The 16,326-nt window shown below is 64.0% G+C and carries 14 protein-coding genes; 9 read left to right on the top strand and 5 right to left on the bottom strand.

Annotated features, from left to right (window positions below):
• Positions 1 to 11: 11 nt before the first annotated feature.
• Genes lptB through lptC form a run of 3 tightly spaced genes read right to left on the bottom strand, consistent with a single transcriptional unit; the run spans position 12 to position 2,087 of the window.
• On the bottom strand, positions 12 to 839 hold the full coding sequence (gene lptB, locus AU381_RS10065) for an LPS export ABC transporter ATP-binding protein (protein ID WP_064241566.1): 828 nt from the start codon (positions 837 to 839) through the stop codon (positions 12 to 14).
• Positions 839 to 1,402: an LptA/OstA family protein gene (locus AU381_RS10060; RefSeq protein ID WP_064241565.1), complete on the bottom strand. Its 564-nt coding sequence runs from the start codon at positions 1,400 to 1,402 to the stop codon at positions 839 to 841. The genes lptB and AU381_RS10060 overlap by 1 nt, the downstream gene beginning before the upstream one ends.
• Before the next feature lie 16 nt (positions 1,403 to 1,418).
• The gene (gene lptC, locus AU381_RS10055; protein WP_064241896.1) at positions 1,419 to 2,087 is read right to left on the bottom strand and encodes an LPS export ABC transporter periplasmic protein LptC; all 669 of its coding nucleotides are present in this window, start codon (positions 2,085 to 2,087) and stop codon (positions 1,419 to 1,421) included.
• Positions 2,088 to 2,347: 260 nt separating this feature from the next.
• Between lptC and sppA the strand changes: the two genes are divergently transcribed.
• The 3 genes from sppA to AU381_RS10040 all read left to right on the top strand — a co-directional run bounded on the left by sppA (position 2,348) and on the right by AU381_RS10040 (position 4,189).
• Entirely contained in the window at positions 2,348 to 3,307 is a 960-nt protein-coding gene (gene sppA, locus AU381_RS10050) for a signal peptide peptidase SppA (protein ID WP_064241564.1), read from the top strand.
• A 117-nt stretch (positions 3,308 to 3,424) separates the two neighbouring features.
• Positions 3,425 to 3,727: an integration host factor subunit beta gene (locus tag AU381_RS10045; protein WP_064241563.1), complete on the top strand. Its 303-nt coding sequence runs from the start codon at positions 3,425 to 3,427 to the stop codon at positions 3,725 to 3,727.
• Between the two features lie 120 nt (positions 3,728 to 3,847).
• Positions 3,848 to 4,189, top strand: coding sequence for a DUF1049 domain-containing protein (locus AU381_RS10040; RefSeq protein ID WP_064241562.1), 342 nt, complete (start codon positions 3,848 to 3,850; stop codon positions 4,187 to 4,189).
• A 21-nt stretch (positions 4,190 to 4,210) separates the two neighbouring features.
• On the opposite strand, the gene AU381_RS10035 is transcribed toward AU381_RS10040, so the two are convergent.
• Positions 4,211 to 4,669, bottom strand: a complete 459-nt coding sequence (locus tag AU381_RS10035) for an SRPBCC family protein (protein WP_064241561.1) — start codon at positions 4,667 to 4,669, stop codon at positions 4,211 to 4,213.
• Positions 4,670 to 4,974: 305 nt separating this feature from the next.
• Between AU381_RS10035 and AU381_RS10030 the strand changes: the two genes are divergently transcribed.
• From AU381_RS10030 to olsB, 5 genes are all read left to right on the top strand, one after another.
• Complete coding sequence (locus AU381_RS10030) at positions 4,975 to 6,117, top strand: RsmD family RNA methyltransferase (RefSeq protein WP_064241560.1); 1,143 nt, start codon at positions 4,975 to 4,977, stop codon at positions 6,115 to 6,117.
• A complete protein-coding gene (locus AU381_RS10025) occupies positions 6,114 to 6,971 on the top strand; it encodes a TrmH family RNA methyltransferase (protein ID WP_064241559.1) in 858 nt (285 codons plus the stop codon). The genes AU381_RS10030 and AU381_RS10025 overlap by 4 nt, the downstream gene beginning before the upstream one ends.
• Positions 6,971 to 7,471, top strand: a complete 501-nt coding sequence (lspA, locus tag AU381_RS10020; RefSeq protein ID WP_064241558.1) for a signal peptidase II — start codon at positions 6,971 to 6,973, stop codon at positions 7,469 to 7,471. Before AU381_RS10025 ends, lspA begins: the two co-directional genes overlap by 1 nt.
• Before the next feature lie 47 nt (positions 7,472 to 7,518).
• Positions 7,519 to 9,774, top strand: a complete 2,256-nt coding sequence (locus AU381_RS10015; protein WP_064241557.1) for a hybrid sensor histidine kinase/response regulator — start codon at positions 7,519 to 7,521, stop codon at positions 9,772 to 9,774.
• A gap of 100 nt (positions 9,775 to 9,874) precedes the next feature.
• The gene (gene olsB / locus AU381_RS10010; protein WP_064241556.1) at positions 9,875 to 10,765 is read left to right on the top strand and encodes a l-ornithine N(alpha)-acyltransferase; all 891 of its coding nucleotides are present in this window, start codon (positions 9,875 to 9,877) and stop codon (positions 10,763 to 10,765) included.
• 412 nt (positions 10,766 to 11,177) lie between these two features.
• Here olsB and AU381_RS10005 read toward each other — a convergent pair whose 3' ends face one another.
• Positions 11,178 to 13,463 carry an NADP-dependent malic enzyme gene (locus AU381_RS10005; protein ID WP_064241555.1) on the bottom strand — a complete coding sequence of 762 codons (2,286 nt, stop codon included), beginning with the start codon at positions 13,461 to 13,463 and terminating at the stop codon, positions 11,178 to 11,180.
• Positions 13,464 to 13,565: 102 nt separating this feature from the next.
• On the opposite strand from AU381_RS10005, the gene mutS reads away from it, so the two are divergent.
• Positions 13,566 to 16,313 (top strand): DNA mismatch repair protein MutS, encoded by a 2,748-nt coding sequence (gene mutS / locus AU381_RS10000; RefSeq protein WP_064241554.1) that lies wholly within the window; start codon positions 13,566 to 13,568, stop codon positions 16,311 to 16,313.
• Positions 16,314 to 16,326: the final 13 nt, after the last annotated feature.

The raw sequence follows: 16,326 nt of genomic DNA, 5'->3' as shown, positions 1-16,326 counted from the left end.
TGCACGCATGGTTACAGGCTGAAATTGTCGCCCAGATAGAGCCTGCGCACATCCGGATTGGTGACGATGTCGTTCGCACGCCCGTGCGTCAGCACTTCACCGGCATGGATGATATAGGCGCGGTCGATCAGTCCGAGTGTCTCGCGCACGTTGTGGTCGGTGATCAGGACGCCGATGCCGCGCGAGGTCAGGTGCCGGACCAGCGCCTGGATGTCGGCGACCGAGATCGGATCGACGCCCGCAAAGGGTTCGTCGAGCAGCATGAAGGTCGGGTCGGTCGCAAGTGCGCGCGCGATTTCCAGGCGCCGGCGTTCGCCGCCCGAAAGGGCGATGGCCGGCGACTTGCGCAGATGCGTGATCGAAAATTCGGCAAGCAGGTCGTTGAGCTTGCTCTCGCGCCGATCGACGTTCTTGTCGTGGATCTCGAGCACGGCGCGGATGTTTTCCTCCACCGTCAGCCCACGGAAGATCGAGGCTTCCTGCGGCAGGTAACCGACCCCGAGCCGCGCCCGGCGGTACATTGGCATGCTGGTGACATCGTTGCCGTTGATCTCGATCGATCCCTCGTCGACCGGGACCAGTCCGGTGATCATGTAGAAGCAGGTCGTCTTGCCGGCGCCGTTCGGGCCGAGCAGGCCGACCGCCTCGCCGCGCCGCACGACAAGCGAGACCCCGTTGACGACGCGCCGCGAGCGGTAGGACTTCGTCAGGTTGCGGGCAATCAGCGTGCCGTCATAGCGCGCCTTGTCGACCGTGCGCGCAGCAACGGCTGCCGCCGGCGGTTTCTTGACCCGTTTGCGTTTGGGAAGAAAGGGAATCTGCACGTCCGAATCTTGCATCAATTCTGCTTGCGGGACTGCGGATCGAGCTGAATCTGCACGCGGCCGCCGCAGGCCTCGAGCTGGGCTTCGCCCGTATCCATTTGCACATTCAACTGGCAGCCGACGAAGACGTTCTTGCCCTCGGACAGCACCACCTTCTCACCCTTCAGCACGATCGTCTGTTTGGTCATGTTGACGATGCCGCTGTCGCCGGTCGCCTGCTGGGTGCCGGAGCTCAGGAACACGCGATTGTCGACCTCGATCCGGTCGATATCGGCATTGCCGCTCGTGATCGTGGCGCCCTCGGTCGCCTTGTAGAAGACGGTCATGTTGCCGGCCTGCAGCGTCGTCGTGCCCTGCACGACCTTCACATTGCCGGTGAAGATCGCCTTGCTTTCCGGATCCTTGATCTCGAGCTTGTCGCTCTCGATCTGGATCGGCTTGTCATTGGAAAGCTGCAGGCCCTTCATGCGGCTGGATGTGGCCTGCGCCAGGGCGCCGGAAGCAATGATCAAAGCGCCGATGCCGGCGGCAGCCAGGGTGGCGGATACCTTGAAAGAAACGGTAGAAGTGACCGACATGGGGATGCACCAGGTCCTATTTGGCGTTCTTGCGGATGGCGCTGGGCTCGACATTGACCCTGACCATGCCCTCGAATGTTACAATACGTCCCTTATCTGTCATTCGCAGCGACTGCGCAATGATCGATCCGCCGTTCATGCTGATGGCAATCGGACGTTTCGTTTCCATCTCGCCGACGTCGATATCCAGATAAGCCGACTGGAAATCGGCATTGACGCCATTATTCATCGAAATAGTGAACGGGGCGTTCATGTCGAGCGTATTTGCGCCCCGATCGTAAATGCCGCTCGTCGCGTCCACCGTGGCGATCAGCGTCTCGTTGACCGGCATTTCGGCGTGGATCCGCTCGAGCGTGATGATATCCGGATTGGCGATGTCCTGCAGCGCGCGCTGCGCCTTCATGGAATAGCTGATGTCCTGCCGGTTGCGGCCGGAAATAGCCGGGTTCTGCATGACGATCTTTCCGTTTTCGATCGTCGCTGTTTCGAGCTGCAATTCCTCCGGCAGGAAGGCGCGCACGAAGGAAACGGCCGCAAAGACGAGAGCGATCACGCCGGCCGCGAGCGGCAAGACGACTTTCAGGCGCTTTACCCGCGCGGAATGCCGCGCCGCCGATGCATAGGCATCTGCGGGGCTCGTGCCCGAATCGGCAAAGATATCGGGAAAGCGCGCTTGGTTCAGCATCAAGAGCTCGTCAATTCCGTTGGGTTCCTGCGGTGCGCGCAGGATGCGCATTCACATTGAAGGGCGTAAGTCACGGCGAATATGGTTATTTTGTTGTCGTCCGGCAATGGAGCGGCAAAAACTTTGAAGGGGCTGCGAAAAGCACCGGCTTTCGACTTTCCTCGGCCGCCAGCCGCGCCTATCTAGCCTGCCACCGCGCGTGCAGATAGCATGTTCCTGGGGAAACTGACAGAACCCGCGCCAAGATTTGGGAGATGCCCATGGACGAACTCGCCATTGCCGACCGTCGCAGCCTGCGCAGGAAGCTGAGCTTCTGGCGCTGGGCGGCTGCTGCCATTCTTGTCCTGGGCGGTTTCGCGCTGATTGCCTTTTCCGGCTGGACCGAGGTCAGCGAGCGGGCCCGCGAGCATGTTGCCCGCGTCACCGTTTCGGGCGTCATCCAGGACGACCGGGAACTGGTCGAGAGGCTGGAGCGGATTGCCGACAACAAGTCCGCCAAGGCTCTGATCGTGACGATCTCGTCGCCGGGCGGCACCACCTACGGCGGAGAAGTGCTCTATAAGGCCATCCGCAAGGTCGCCGCCAAGAAGCCGGTGGTCTCCGATGTCAGGACGCTCGCCGCCTCGGCCGGCTACATGATCGCGCTCGCCGGCGATCGCATCGTTGCCGGCGAAACCTCCATCACCGGCTCGATCGGCGTCATCTTCCAGTATCCGCAGGTCAAGCAATTGATGGACAAGGTCGGCGTGTCGCTGGAATCGATAAAGTCGCGGCCGCTGAAGGCCGAGCCATCGCCGTTCCACCCGCCGAGCCCGGAGGCCAGGGCGATGATCCAGACGATGATCGACGACAGCTACGACTGGTTCGTCGATCTGGTGTCAGAACGGCGCAAGCTGCCGCGGCCGGAGGCGCTGGCTCTAGCCGATGGCCGCATCTTCACCGGGCGGCAGGCCCTCCACGGCAAGCTCATCGATACGATCGGCGGAGATGACGAGATCAGGGCATTTCTGGCCGAACGCAAGGTGTCGAAGGACTTGCCCGTGGTCGAGTGGGAAGCACCGGGCGGTTCCTTTCCTTTCGGGCTTTCGACGGTCGTCTCCCATTGGCTCAAGCTGTTGGGATATGACGCTTTTCCGGCGATGAACGGGCTCGAAAAGATCGGCGGCGACAAGTTGTTTCTTGACGGTCTTGTTTCGGTTTGGCAGGTTGATGCTCAATAAGGAAGGCTCCACAAGCCGCCCTGAGCGCCATATGGCTCTCACCGCAGAACGGGGTCGGGCGAGACCTTCCAAGCGTCATAATGCAGACGGAACAAGCAAAAGACCGAGGGGGCGAACGTGATCAAGTCAGAACTGGTGCAGATTGTTGCCGCGCGCAATCCGCACCTCTATCACCGTGATGTCGAAAATATCGTCAATGCGGTTCTCGATGAGATCACTGATGCCCTTGCGGCCGGAAACCGGGTCGAATTGCGCGGCTTCGGTGCCTTCTCGGTGAAGAACCGGCCGTCGCGATCGGGCCGCAACCCGCGCACGGGCGATTCCGTGTTCGTCGAGGAGAAATGGGTGCCTTTCTTCAAGACCGGCAAGGAGCTGCGCGAGCGGCTCAATCCCGGCATGAACGGCAAGGACGAAGACTGAACGAGAGGCGTATCGGCCGGGCGGACCGTTCTCCGAAGGCGCGGGCGTCCCTCTCATTGCAATCTGCGCGCCGTGCCTGCCGAAGAGCATTCCCAGCCGGTGCCATAGCCGGAGCGGTGCATGTTCAAGAAAATCGTCAACATCGTCGTGCTCGTACCGCTTGGGGTGATCCTCATCGCCTTGAGCGTGGCCAACCGGCAGACCGTCACTTTGGCGCTCAATCCCTTCGATACCGCCGACAGCGTGCTTTCGGTGTCGGCGCCCTTTTTCCTTTTCCTTTTTCTCGCGGTGATCGTCGGCCTCGTACTGGGAGCGGCCGCGGTCTGGCTCAGCCAGGGAAAATACCGTCGCCGCGCGCGCAGCGAGGCCCATGAGGCGCTGAAGTGGCATCAGGAGGCGGAAAAGCACCGCAGCGAGGCCGAAAGGCTGGCGCAGACGAGCCTGCCGGCGCCGCAGAACTGACGGGCGCCGGCACGGGTCGTTTCAACTCGCCGCTTCGGCGCCGCCGCTGATGGCGAGGTTGATATTGGCGAAGAACTGATGTGCAAGCTTCTTGGCCGTCGAATCGATCAGGCGAGAGCCTAGCTGGGCCAGCTTGCCGCCGACTTCGGCCTTGACGTCGTAGCGCAGCACTGTTTCGTCGCTTCCTTCAGCGAGCGTGACATCCGCCGCCCCCTTGGCGAATCCGGCGATGCCGCCCTTTCCCTCACCGGATATCCTGTAGCTCTCGGGCGGGTTCAGGTTGGAGAGCGTGACGGTGCCGTTGAAGGTCGCCGACACCGGACCGATCTTGACCTTCACGACGGCAGTGAGTTCCGTCGGCGAGATCGCTTCGATCGCCTGGCAGCCGGGTATGCATCGCTTCAGGATGTCGGGGTCGTTCAGGCATTGCCAAACCGCCTCGCGGCGTGCCGCGATCCGCTCCTCTCCGGTGATTTCCATCGAGCTTCCTCCCGTCTGCTGCATGTGTCCTTAAATCGACCTCGATTTAAGGACACATGCAGCAATTCAAAGTGCTACAGAGACCTTTGCGCGCCTGATAAGGCACGCGGCAGCTGTAGGTGACGCTACCGATCTTCGCAGACCGGAAACGGCTTTGCCAAGAGCATCCACGATGCTATTGCACGCATTGAACATGTCGCGCGTCCAATTCGGGACGCGAACAAGGCACTCGCACGCGAGCTTCCGCCCGATTGCCGGGCGAGAGCGGATGTGCCGGTGGTCGAGCGAAATCCAAGGGTCAGCGCGTGAAGGAAAAAGATCGGCGATCGAAGAACGCCTCGGTCACGGCGGCGAAGGGCCGCGGCGCGGAGGCCCGTGGCGGTCGTCACGAGCAAAGGCATCCATCGGCAAAGAGCGGCCCTCCGAAGGGCAAGGCCGGCGGGCTGCCACCGCCCAAAGCGGCGCCGCAGAGATCGCCGCGGCCGGCCGCACAGGAGAGCGCCCCGGCCCGTGTCATCGAGCCGCGCAGCGGCGAGAAGCCGGCCGAGACCGTGCCGCTCATCCTCGAAACGGTGCCGACCGCCGGCTACCACCTGATCGACAGCGGCGACGGCGAGAAGCTTGAGCAGTACGGCCCGTATCGGATCGTCCGGCCGGAGGCTCAGGCGCTGTGGCCGAAGGCACTCCCGGCCGCCATCTGGGAAAAGGCGGATGCGATCTTCACCGGCGACACCGACGAGGACGGCATGGGCCGCTGGCGCTTCCCGCGCGAAGCGCTCGGGGAAACCTGGCCGATGCAGCTTCTCGATACGGATTTCCTCGGCCGCTTCACCTCCTTCCGCCACGTCGGCGTCTTCCCCGAGCAGCTTGCCCACTGGTCGTGGATGAAGGACCAGGTGGCGTCGGCCGGCCGGCCGCTGAAGGTCCTCAATCTTTTCGGCTATACCGGCGTCGCCTCGCTGGTCGCCGCGAAGGCGGGCGCGGAGGTGACCCATGTCGATGCCTCGAAGAAGGCGATCGGATGGGCACGCGAGAACCAGGCAATGGCGCGCGCCGAGAAACTGCCGATCCGGTGGATCTGCGACGACGCCATGAAGTTCATCCAGCGCGAGGAGCGGCGCGGCAGCCGCTACGACATCATCCTGACCGACCCGCCCAAGTTCGGCCGGGGGCCGAACGGTGAGGTCTGGCAGCTCTTCGATCATCTGGCGGCGATGCTCGACATCTGCCGCGAAATCCTGTCTGAGGATGCCCGCGGCCTGGTGCTGACCGCCTATTCGATCCGCGCCAGCTTCTATTCGATCCACGAACTCATGCGCGAGACGATGCGCGGGCGCGGCGGCCGGGTGGAATCGGGTGAGCTCATCATCCGCGAGGGCGGTCTTGACGGCAGGGCGCCGGGGCGGGCGCTTTCCACCTCACTTTTCAGCCGCTGGGTACCCAAATGAACTCTGACAGAAGCGAACACGGCACGCCGCGCGTCGGCCAGGTGAAGGAGGTCACCAGCCTCACCAATCCGATCATCAAGGATATCCGCGCGCTGGCCCAGAAGAAGCATCGCGACGAGACCCGTTCCTTCATGGCCGAAGGGCTGAAGCTGGTTATCGATGCGCTCGATCTCGGCTGGAAGATCAAGACGCTCGTCTATGCCAAGGCGGCCAAGGGCAAGCCGCAGGTCGAGCAGGTTGCGGCAAAGACCGTGGCAAAGGGCGGTCTCGTTCTCGAGGTCAGCGAAAAGGTGATTTCGACGATCACCCGCCGCGACAACCCGCAAATGGTGGTCGGCATTTTCGAGCAGCGCTATCAACCGCTGAAGGATATCCGCCCTCACGAGGGCGAGACCTATGTGGCGCTTGACCGGGTGCGCGATCCGGGCAATCTCGGCACCATCATCCGCACCGCCGACGCCGCCGGTGCCTCCGGCATCATCCTGGTCGGCGAGACCACCGATCCTTTCTCGCTTGAAACCGTGCGGGCGACGATGGGCTCCGTCTTCGCCATGCCGATCGCGCGTGCCAGTGCCGAGGAGTTCGTCCGCTGGCAGAAGTCGGCGGGCGTCCAGGTCGTGGCGACGCATCTGGCGGGCTCCGTCGACTACCGCACCATCGACTACCGGTCAAAGCCGGTCGTCCTGCTGATGGGCAACGAGCAGGCAGGCCTGCCGGTCGAACTCGCCCGCGAAGCCGGCGCGCTGGCGCGCATTCCGCAAGCGGGGCGCGCCGACTCCCTCAATCTGGCGATCGCCACCGGCATCATGCTGTTCGAGGCGCGCCGCCACCTTCTGTCGCTGGATGCCCGCTGATGAGCGATCGGAACACTCCTTTTTCCCGGCCGCTGCCGATCGCGCTTTTCATTCTCGTCGCGCTCGTTGCCGACCAGGCCATCAAATACCTGGTGGAAGCCTTCCTGCCCTTTCAGGAGGCCGTGCCGGTCATTCCGATGCTCGCCCTCTACCGGACCTATAATTACGGCGTCGCCTTTTCGATGCTCTCCGGCATGGAAGGCTGGTTCATCGTCGGCATCCGCCTGGCCGTTGTCACCTTCGTGCTCTGGCTGTGGCGCCGCACCCCGAAGGATCGCTTCTTCGCCCATCTCGGCTATGCGATGATCATCGCCGGGGCACTCGGCAATCTCGTCGACCGGCTGCTTTTCGGCTATGTCATCGACTACATCCTGTTCCACACGCCCACCTGGTCCTTCGCCGTCTTCAATCTCGCCGACAGTTTCATCACCATCGGTGCCGGAGCGATCATTCTGGACGAGCTCCTGCAGGCGAAAAAGACGCGGTCGCTAAAACTTTAGAGGTCCGTTGAAGCCCTTCGGAAGGCTTGCCATGCCAGGTTGAGGGCATGAGCAAGCTTCCATCGGCCAAGCAAGGGAAACAACGCGGCCCGGGCGCAAGATCTGGGGTCGTTGAGATCGCGCCACCGGCGATGGTCGTGGCGGCCGGCGGCCTCTTGCGGTCTGCGAACGACAGCGAAACATCCGTTGGCCGAGTTCTCTTTGCCCTCGCTGGCCTCGCTGCTGCGGGCCTTCTCCTCGTCCTCGGCGCGCGCGCCGATTTTTATCTGTTGCCGGTCCTTGCTGCCATCAGTGCTCTCGCTGGCACCTATCTGCTGCTCTCCGGCAATGGCGCGGCCCGGCAGGCCTCTGAAACGGGCGAGATCGGAGGCGATGCGAGGCGGCAATGTTCCGAGACGGCGAAGCTGTTGTCGACGATCCACGACGCGCTGGGGGACATCGCCGTCATCCGCGGCATGGACGGCAGGATCGTCCAGGCAAACGGGGTGTTCACTCGAATTTGCGGCCGAGCCGACGTACGGGGGCTGACCTGCGCTTCACTGGGCCTGACTTTCGAACCGCGGTCGGATCCCGATCGTTTCATCGTCCGTTTCGCGACGCCGGCCGGCTTGCGTCTCTACGATTGGCACGACGTCGTCATCCGCGAGCCGGCAACCGGCCGGCTGATGCGTCACAGCATCGCCCGGGACGTGACGGAAGAGGCACAGGCGGCGCGTCGGGGGGAGGAGGCCCGGCTGCGCGCCGAAGAGGCGAGCCAGGCGAAATCGCGCCTGCTTGCGACCGTCACGCACGAGATCCGCACGCCGCTCTCCGGCATCCTCGGGATGAGCCATCTGCTCGCCCAGACGGAATTGTCCGCCGAGCAGAGGAACTATCTTGCCGACATGCAGCAGTCGGGTCACGCTTTGGTTCAACTCGTCGAGGATCTGATCGACTTCTCCTCGCTGTCTGCCGGCCGCTTCCAGTTGCATCCGTCCGAACTAGACCTGCGCCTCGTCATCGAGAACGTGGTGGAGATGCTTTCCCACCGGGCCCACGAGAAAGGCATCGAAATCGCCGCTGCGATCGATGCGAATGTGCCGGACCGCGTCGCGTTCGATGCGGCGCGTCTCAGGCAGGTGCTGTTCAACGTGATCGGCAATGCCGTGAAATTCACCGAAGTCGGCGGCGTGCTCGTCACGGCCGACCTCGACGGAGGGCGGATCCGCATCCGCGTCGATGACAGCGGCCCCGGCATGTCGGCCGACGAATTGGCGCGCGTCTTCGAGGAGTTCGAGCAGGCCGGTGACGACGCCCAGCGTTCCAAGGGAACGGGTCTCGGGCTGGCGATATCCCGACGCATCATGGAGGCTTTCGGCGGCAGCCTGACGGCGTCGAGCGCGGCGCGAGAGGGGAGCCGCTTCGAAATGCGCTTTCCGGTCGAAGGCGTTGGTTCAGCGGCTCAGCCCCGCTGCGGCATCCTCGCAGGCGCTCATGTACTCTTGCTCGCTCCCGATGGCCCCGCTTCGACGGCGCTTGCCGCGACGATCGAGACGCTTGGCGGTCAATGCCATCGCGCGCCGGACCTGTCGGCCGCGCGCGATGTGGTGGCCAAGGCGCTTGCGGGAGCCCTGCCGCTGACGGATATGATCGTCGATCATCGTCGTGCGGCACAGTTCCGCGAGCTCCTGGCCCTGGAGCCCGCACTCGAACGACAGCGCTTGCGAAGAACCTGCCTGATCAGCCCCGAAGAGCGCAGCAGTCATCCGGTGAACCGTATGGGCGGGTACGAAGCCTGGCTGATCCGTCCGTTGCGGGAGAAATCCCTGGTGGAGGTGCTGCTCGGCCGCATGACGGGCATCGAAAAACGCGACGGGATCAATGACAACAGGCCGATCCTGAGGGCCGAGCCGCCGAAAGCCGAAGCGGCCCCACCGCGCCGCCGGGTGCTGCTCGCCGAAGACGATCCGGTGAACGCGCTGGTTCTGCGGAAGATGCTGGAGAGGGCCGGACACAGCGTCGACCATGTCAGCGACTTCGCCGCGCTCGAAGCTGCCGTGCGAGGGAAGGAGGCGCCGGGGCTCGTCGTTACGGACTTCAACATGCCGGGCGGAGACGGTCTTGCGCTGCTGCGGCACCTTCACGGAAGGGAGACGCCCGGGGAGTGGAGCCGGGTGCCGGTGGTCGTTCTGACTTCGGACGTCCGCGGCGAACTTCATCGGCTGCTGCTTGCGAGCGGCGCGAACGCGGTTCTCACAAAACCGGCCGAACCGGAGCGGCTCCTCACGGAAGTCGCTCGGCTGATCGAGACGGGGCAATCGTAGCCTCGGTCGGATCGGGGTTGCCTCGCGCCTTGGTGTCACTATGTTGTTGCACAAACGTGGTCTAAGCCCGACGGACACTCACGATTCGGGATGACACGGCATGACGATCGACCTTCTGGATTCGACGAGCGTGGTTGACACTTCACAGGCTTGCGTCCGCAGGACGATTGCGGCACCGGCAACCGATGTTCTCGGCCGCATCGCCAATCTCGAGACGCGGCTTGCCCGTTCTGCAGCGGAGATCGATGCGGCGCAGGCGGTGCGTTACCGCGTCTTCGTCGAGGAGATGAAGGCGCAGGCGACGCCTGAAGCCGAACGGCGAAAGCGCGATGTCGATGGCTGGGACGCGATTTGCGACCATCTGCTCGTGCTCGATACGTCCATCGAAGGCGATGCGGAGGAGCAGATCGTCGGCACCTATCGCCTGCTGCGCCAGGATGTCGCGGCGCGGGCGGGCGGCTTCTATTCGGCTTCCGAGTTCGCAATTGACGATCTTCTCGCCCGTCACCCGGACAAGCGCTTCATGGAACTCGGCCGCTCCTGCGTGCTGCCCGAATACCGGACGAAACGTACGGTGGAACTGCTCTGGCAGGGCAATTGGGCCTATGCGCTGAGGCATGGCGTCGATGCCATGTTCGGCTGCGGTTCGCTTCCGGGGGTGGTTCCCGAGGAACACGCGCTGGCGCTTTCCTTCCTGCACCACAATCTGCTCGCCCGGGACGAATGGGCGGTCGCCGCCCGGCCGGAGCTCTATCGCACGATGGACCTGATGCCGTCCGAAGCCATCAATCCGAAGAAGGCGCTTGCGGCGCTGCCGCCCCTCATCAAGGGCTACATGCGCCTCGGCGCCATGGTCGGAGAGGGTGCCGTGGTTGATCACGCTTTCCGGACGACGGACGTGCTTGTCGTTCTGCCGATCAGCAATATATCCGGACGCTATCTCAACTACTACGGTGCCGACGCCGGGCGTTTTTCCTCGTCTGTCTCCTGATCTGCGTTGTCTCCTGATCTCCGTTCGGGCCGACCGCTGGTGCGATCCGCTCGGGCGAAGCCGTGCCATGTTTAACGTCGCTCAAGTATTAACCACTTGTTAAGTATGCGTTTGACTTTCATCTTGGGAACGGCGAAGTGTATCTTCGTGGTTGGGGTCTAAATTTCATCGCCTAGCATTGTAAAAAACAAAGGGGATGATCGCCGATGTGGCTGGAGGGAGCCGCGTCGCGGTAAATTCCTGTCATTTTTTCATGACGTAAGGTATAGATCAGCCACAACGAATTGAGCCCACTTCCTTTCCGGGAAGTGGGCTCTTGTTTTGCTTAGAGCGCTTGTGCCGTTATTGCGCAGCTTCGCGATTCTGTCCGATTGCGGTAAGGCAGTTCGTCCCGAAGCGACACGCGTAGCGGTCACGTCCCGGCATTATAGGCGGCGATTGCCGCCATGTTGACGATGTCCGAATCCTTCGCCGACATCGAGACGATCTGCACCGACTTGTCGAGGCCGACGAGCAGCGGGCCGATGACCGTCGAGCCGCCCAGTTCCTGCAGCATCTTGGTGGAGATCGAGGCCGAGTGGAAGGCGGGCATCACCAGCACGTTGGCCGTGCCGGAAAGCCGGCAGAAGGGATATTGATCCATCACCCGCGCGTTGAGAGCCACGTCGGCAGCCATTTCGCCGTCATATTCGAAGTCGACGCGGCGTCTGTCTAGGATCTTCACGGCCTCGCGCACCCGCTCGGAGCGTTCGCCGGATGGATGGCCGAAGGTCGAATAGGCAAGCATCGCGACCCGCGGCATGTAGCCGAGCCGCTTGGCGAGGCCGGCTGCCTCCTCGGCGATGTCGGCCAGCTCCTCTGCCGAGGGCATGTCGTGTACGGCCGTGTCGGCAACGAGCACGGTGCGGCCGCGGCAAAGCGCGATCGTCACGCCGATCACGCGGTGGCCGGGCTTGGCGTCGATGCAGCGGCGAACGTCCTCGAGCGCCGTCGAATAATTGCGCGTAAGGCCGGTGACCATGCCGTCGGCGTCGCCCAGTGCCACCATCGAGGCGGCGAAATGATTGCGATCGTTGTTGATCAGCCGCTGCACGTCGCGGAACAGATAGCCTTTGCGCTGGAGCCGGGCATAGAGGTAATCCGTGTAGGCCGCCACGCGCTTCGACAGGCGCGCGTTGACGATCTGGATCCCCGGCCGGTCGAGGTCGATGCCCTCCTGTTCCGCGGTTTCGCGCATCTGCTCTTCTCGCCCGAGCAGGATGGCCGTTCCGAGCTGCTGGTTCGCATAGGCAATGGCCGAGCGCATCATCTGCACTTCCTCGCCTTCGGCAAAGACGATGCGTTTCGGCTGGCGGCGGACGCGCTCGTAGATCCGCTGCAGCGTCGAGGCGATCGGATCGCGCCGGGCCGAAAGCTGCTGCCCGTAGGCATTGAGATCCGCGATCGGCTTGCGCGCCACTCCGGTTTCCATGGCGGCCTTGGCGACCGCCATCGGAATCGCCGAGATCAGGCGCGGATCGAAGGGCACGGGAATGATATATTGTGCTCCGAAGCGCGGCCGGTTGCCCTGGTAGGCGGCGGCGACGTCGTCCGGAACGTCCTCCTTGGCGAGGCTGGCCAGCGCTTCCGCCGCGGCAATCTTCATCGCGTCGTTGATCGTCGAGGCGCGCACGTCGAGCGCGCCGCGGAAGATGTAGGGGAAGCCGAGGACGTTGTTGACCTGGTTCGGATAGTCGGAGCGGCCGGTCGCGACGATCGCATCGTCGCGGATCTGGGCGACCTCTTCGGGCGTGATTTCCGGATCCGGGTTGGCCATGGCGAAGATGATCGGCTTCGGCGCCAGCGAGCGTACCATGTCGGGCGACAGCGCACCTTTCGCGGAAAGACCGAAGAATACGTCGGCACCTTCGACCGCCTCGGCCAGCGTGCGGCGGTCGGTCTCGACCGCATGCGCGGACTTCCACTGGTTCATGCCGTCGGTGCGGCCCTTGTAGATCACCCCCTTGGTGTCGCAGAGGATGATGTTTGCCGGGTTGAAGCCCATCGCCTTGATCAGCTCGATGCAGGCGATGGCGGCAGCGCCCGCGCCGTTGCAGACGAGCTTCGTCGTCTTGAAGTCGCGGCCGGTCAGCGCCAGCGCGTTGATGAGGCCGGCGGCGGCGATGATCGCCGTGCCGTGCTGGTCGTCATGGAACACAGGGATGTCCATGACCTCGCGCAGCCGCTGCTCGATGATGAAGCAGTCCGGTGCCTTGATGTCCTCGAGATTGATGCCGCCGAAGGAGGGGCCGAGGAAGCGCACGCAGTTGATGAACTCGTCGACATTCTCGGTGTCGACTTCGAGATCGATCGAATCGACGTCGGCGAAGCGCTTGAAGAGCACGGACTTGCCTTCCATCACCGGCTTCGAGGCCAGCGCCCCGAGATTGCCGAGGCCGAGGATCGCCGTCCCGTTCGAAATCACCGCCACCATATTGCCGCGCGCCGTATAGTCGTAGGCCGTCGCCGGATCCTCGGCGATTGCCTTGACGGGCACGGCGACGCCCGGCGAATAGGCGAGCGACAGGTCGCGCTGCGTCGCCATCGGCTTCGTCGGCGAAATCTCCAGCTTTCCGGGACGACCCTGGGAATGGAAGTCGAGTGCTTCCTGTTCAGTGACGCTCGTCATCGTGCGGTCGGACTTGTCGGTAGCCGGCATGTTTCCTCAACCTCCTGTGGGCGACCCTTTCGATCAGCCTCTTTGTTGTTGTCGTCTATAAATGCTTGGAGATAGTGTGCCATCTCTTTTTTTGGAACAATCATGAATTTCCTGAGTGACGCATCGAGCCGCACGGGCGACGTCCTTTCCGTGTCCGATCTGGCGAGCGAGGAGAGCCGCTCCACTGCCACGCCGATGATGGAGCAGTTCATCGAGATCAAGGCGAACAACCCGGATTCGCTGCTGTTCTACCGCATGGGCGATTTCTACGAGCTGTTCTTCCAGGATGCGGTGGAAGCCTCCCGCGCGCTCGGGATTACTTTGACGAAGCGCGGCCAGCATCTCGGCCAGGAGATCCCGATGTGCGGCGTGCCGGTGCATGCCGCCGACGACTATCTGCAGAAGCTGATCGCGCTCGGCTTCCGGGTCGCGGTCTGCGAGCAGGTTGAGGATCCCGCCGAGGCGAAGAAGCGTGGCAGCAAGTCCGTCGTGCGCCGCGATGTCGTGCGGCTGGTGACGCCTGGAACGATCACCGAGGACAAGCTGCTCTCGCCCTCTGAAACCAATTACCTGATGGCGCTCGCCCGCATCCGGAGCGGCTCGGAGCCTGCCTATGCACTCGCCTGGATCGACATTTCGACCGGCATCTTCCGCCTCGCCGAAACGACCGAAGGCCGCCTGCTCGCCGACATCCTGCGCGTCGAGCCGCGCGAGCTGATCCTGCCCGACACAGTGTTCCACGATCCGGAGCTGCGCCCCGTCTTCGACGTGCTCGGCCGGGTGGCCGTGCCGCAGCCCGCGGTCCTGTTCGACAGCGCGACCGCCGAGGGCCGGATTGCCCGCTACTACGGTGTCAAGACCCTCGATGGCTTCGGGAGCTTTTCGCGCGCCGAACTTGCAGCCGCTTCCGCCGCCATCTCCTATGTCGAGAAGACCCAGATCCAGGAGCGTCCGGCGCTCGGTATTCCCGAGCGGGAGAGCGCCGCCTCGACGCTCTTCATCGACCCGGCAACCCGCGCCAATCTCGAACTCGTCAAGACGCTGTCCGGCGCCCGTGAAGGAACCCTGCTGAAGGCTCTTGACCGGACCGTCACCAGCGGCGGGGCGCGTCTGCTCGCCGAGCGGCTGATGTCGCCTCTGACCGACCCGGATCGGATTAATCAGAGGCTCGATTCGATTGAGGTGCTGCTCGACCAGCCAAGCTTCGCCATGGATGTCCGTGACACCTTGCGACGCGCCCCGGACATGCCGCGTGCCCTGTCCAGGCTCGCGCTCGGCCGCGGTGGACCGCGCGACCTCGGAGCCATCCAGGCGGGTCTGCGGGCTGCGGCGGCGATCGCGACGCTGCTCTCGGGTGCCCGGCTTTCCGAAGAGCTGGCCGAGGGGCACGCCGCGATCGCCGCGCTGCCGGCACCCTTGCTGGCGCGTCTCGATTCAATGCTCGGCGAAGATCTGCCGCTCCTGAAGCGCGACGGCGGCTTCCTGCGCGAAGGAGCAAGCGGCGAGCTCGACGAAATGCGGGCCCTGCGCGACCAGTCGCGCCGCGTCATCGCCGGCCTGCAGCTTCAATATTGCGAGGAGACCGGCATCAAGTCGCTGAAGATCAAGCACAACAACGTGCTCGGCTACTTCATCGAAGTCACCGCCGGCAATGCCGGGGCGATGACCGACACGGACGCCGGACGCGCCCGCTTCATCCATCGCCAGACCATGGCGAGCGCCATGCGCTTCACCACCACGGAACTCGCCGAGCTCGAAACGAAGATCGCCAATGCCGCCGACCGGGCGCTGGCGATCGAGCTCGAGGCCTTCGAGGCCATGACGCGCGAGGTCGTCGCCGATGCCGAGACGATCAAGGCGGCGGCGCAGGCGCTCGCGACGCTCGACGTCTCGGCGGGGCTTGCCGTCCTTGCCGAGGAGCAGAACTATGCGCGGCCCGTCGTCGATCTGTCGCGGATGTTCGCCATTGATGGCGGGCGTCACCCTGTCGTCGAGCAGGCCTTGAGGCGCCAGGCGGCCAATCCTTTCGTCGCCAATGGCTGCGACCTCTCCCCTCCGGACGGGCCGGAGGCCGGCGCCATCTGGCTGCTCACCGGCCCCAACATGGGCGGCAAGTCGACCTTCCTGCGCCAGAACGCGCTGATCGCCATCATGGCGCAGATGGGCTCCTTCGTGCCCGCCAGCGCCGCCCATATCGGCATCGTCGACCGGCTCTTCTCGCGCGTCGGCGCCTCGGACGACCTCGCCCGCGGCCGCTCGACTTTCATGGTGGAGATGGTCGAGACGGCGGCGATCCTCAATCAGGCGAGCGACCGATCGCTGGTCATCCTCGACGAGATCGGCCGCGGCACGGCGACCTTCGACGGCCTGTCGATCGCCTGGGCGGCGGTCGAGCATCTGCACGAGGTCAATCGCTGCCGCGGTCTCTTCGCCACCCATTTCCATGAATTGACCGTGCTTTCCGAAAAGCTCGGACGCCTGTCGAACGCCACCATGCGGGTCAAGGAGTGGGACGGCGACGTGATCTTCCTGCACGAGGTCGGCCCAGGTGCGGCCGACCGCTCCTACGGTATTCAGGTCGCCCGCCTCGCCGGTCTCCCCGCGTCGGTCGTCGCGCGGGCGAAAGACGTCCTCGCCAAGCTGGAAGATGCCGACCGCAAGAACCCGGCAAGCCAGCTGATCGACGACCTGCCTCTCTTCCAGGTCGCCGTCCGGCGGGAGGAAGTGGCAAGGGCCTCAGGGCCCTCCAAGGTCGAAGAGGCGCTGAGGGCTCTCAATCCCGACGACATGACGCCGCGTGATGCGCTCGATGCGCTCTACGCCTTGAAAAAGGACCTCGCCGGCCGCTGACTTCACGCGCGTG

The sequence above is a fragment of the Sinorhizobium glycinis genome, assembly GCF_001651865.1.
Classification (GTDB): domain Bacteria; phylum Pseudomonadota; class Alphaproteobacteria; order Rhizobiales; family Rhizobiaceae; genus Sinorhizobium; species Sinorhizobium glycinis.
The sequence above is the reverse complement of the archived record's forward strand: the minus strand, read 5'-3'. Positions and strand labels throughout refer to the sequence as shown.

What these genes read in the sequence shown, in the direction of transcription:
- AU381_RS10025 (WP_064241559.1), top strand. Translation starts at nt 6,114, where the DNA reads ATGAACTCTGACAGAAGCGAACACGGCACGCCGCGCGTCGGCCAGGTG.
- sppA (WP_064241564.1), top strand. Translation starts at nt 2,348, where the DNA reads ATGGACGAACTCGCCATTGCCGACCGTCGCAGCCTGCGCAGGAAGCTG.
- AU381_RS10035 (WP_064241561.1), bottom strand. Translation starts at nt 4,669, where the DNA reads ATGGAAATCACCGGAGAGGAGCGGATCGCGGCACGCCGCGAGGCGGTT.
- AU381_RS10040 (WP_064241562.1), top strand. Translation starts at nt 3,848, where the DNA reads ATGTTCAAGAAAATCGTCAACATCGTCGTGCTCGTACCGCTTGGGGTG.
- olsB (WP_064241556.1), top strand. Translation starts at nt 9,875, where the DNA reads ATGACGATCGACCTTCTGGATTCGACGAGCGTGGTTGACACTTCACAG.
- lspA (WP_064241558.1), top strand. Translation starts at nt 6,971, where the DNA reads ATGAGCGATCGGAACACTCCTTTTTCCCGGCCGCTGCCGATCGCGCTT.
- AU381_RS10005 (WP_064241555.1), bottom strand. Translation starts at nt 13,463, where the DNA reads ATGCCGGCTACCGACAAGTCCGACCGCACGATGACGAGCGTCACTGAA.
- AU381_RS10015 (WP_064241557.1), top strand. Translation starts at nt 7,519, where the DNA reads ATGAGCAAGCTTCCATCGGCCAAGCAAGGGAAACAACGCGGCCCGGGC.
- lptB (WP_064241566.1), bottom strand. Translation starts at nt 839, where the DNA reads ATGCAAGATTCGGACGTGCAGATTCCCTTTCTTCCCAAACGCAAACGG.
- mutS (WP_064241554.1), top strand. Translation starts at nt 13,566, where the DNA reads ATGAATTTCCTGAGTGACGCATCGAGCCGCACGGGCGACGTCCTTTCC.
- lptC (WP_064241896.1), bottom strand. Translation starts at nt 2,087, where the DNA reads ATGCTGAACCAAGCGCGCTTTCCCGATATCTTTGCCGATTCGGGCACG.
- AU381_RS10060 (WP_064241565.1), bottom strand. Translation starts at nt 1,402, where the DNA reads ATGTCGGTCACTTCTACCGTTTCTTTCAAGGTATCCGCCACCCTGGCT.